The 1,583-nt window shown below is 66.4% G+C and carries 1 protein-coding gene; it reads left to right on the top strand.

All coding sequences use genetic code 11. The features are described 5' to 3' along the window. A partial coding sequence (locus VGQ94_10995; protein HEV2023035.1) for a glycoside hydrolase occupies window positions 1–1,582 on the top strand: 1,582 nt, incomplete at its 5' end. Window position 1,583: the final 1 nt, after the last annotated feature.

Genomic DNA, 1,583 nt, shown 5'->3' on the forward strand with positions numbered 1-1,583 from the left:
CGCCGCCAAGGACCCGAAAGCCGCAAAGCAGCGCGGAGCCATCTACTCGCTGGCGCCCTCCTTCCAGAGCGTGAACACGATCTGGGCCGGGACCGACGACGGGCTCATCTGGCTGACCCGCGACGGCGGCGCAAAGTGGGCCGACATCACGCCTCCCGAGCTGACGCCCTGGAGCAAGGTCACGCAGATCGAGGCTTCACATTTCGACAGCCAGTCGGCGTACGCCTCGGTGAGCCGCCTCCGTATAGACGACCTTCGCCCCTACATCTACCGCACGCACGACGGCGGCAAGACCTGGCAGCGCATCACCGCCGGGCTGCCCGAGAACGCCCCGGTGGACACGGTCCGCGAAGACCCGGTCCGCAAGGGACTGCTCTTCGCCGGCACGGAAACCAGCGTGTGGATGTCCTTCGACGATGGCGACCACTGGCAGCCTCTGCAACTGAACCTGCCGCACACCTCCATGCGCGACCTGTGGATCCACGACAGCGACCTCATCGTGGCCACCCACGGGCGCTCCTTCTGGATCCTCGACAACATCACTCCGCTGCGCCAGGCGAGCGCATCCGTCGCGTCCTCTAAGGCCTTTTTGTTCCAGCCCGCGCGCGCCTTCCGCATCCAGCGCGACGCCAACACCGACACTCCCCTCCCTCCCGATGAACCCGCGGGCGCCAATCCTCCGGATGGCGCGGTGATTGACTACTCCCTCTCCCATCCGGCCTCAGGAGCCGTGACGCTTGAGATCCTCGACGCGGGCAATCATGTGGTGCGGCGTTACTCCAGCACCGACCCGCCGGAGCTCACCCCCGAGCAGCTTCGGAAAGACCGCATCCCGCTCTACTGGTTGCGCGAGTTCAAGGCACTCTCCACGGCGGAGGGAATGCATCGTTGGGTGTGGGACCTGCGCTACCCATCGCCCACCGCGACGGAGCATGAGTATCCTATCGCCGCAGGCCCGCACGACACCCCGCGCGGGCCGCTGGGGCCGCGAGCGCTGCCCGGGCAGTACCGCGTCCGCCTTACCGTGGATGGCGCGAGCCTGACCGCGCCCCTCACCGTCAAAATGGACCCGCGCGTGCACACGCCGCTGGCCGGTCTGCAACGGCGATTTGAACTCGAGACCCGGCTGGCTTCGATGCTGTCGCGCAGTTCGGAAGCCGTCCTGGTCGCGAATTCCGTGCGCGAGCAGCTCAAGAAGCTTTCCGGTCAGGCGGATGGAGCCGTCAAAGAATCGCTCCAGGCGCTGGACGCGAAACTCGCGCTGCTTCTCGATGGCCCCAAGGATGCGCCGGCAGACAAGCCCCCATCAGACAAATCCAAAGAACCCACCCTGGGCGGCGTGAACGGGGATGTGTCTACTCTCTACGGCCTCGCCGGCATGGCAGACGCACCGCCAAGTCTGGCCCTCACCACCGCCGCCGGCGTTGCCGAACGTGACCTCTCTCCCCTGATGAAGCGCTGGGATGCAATCAAGACGTCCGATGTTCCTGCGCTCAATCAGCGGCTGCGCGAAGCCAAGTTGCCGGAGCTTCGGCTGGAGCCGGAGCGTGACGCCGAGGAAGCCGGGGCGAACGAAGAATAAC

This window comes from Terriglobales bacterium (assembly GCA_035937135.1).
Classification (GTDB): domain Bacteria; phylum Acidobacteriota; class Terriglobia; order Terriglobales; family Acidobacteriaceae; genus DASYVL01.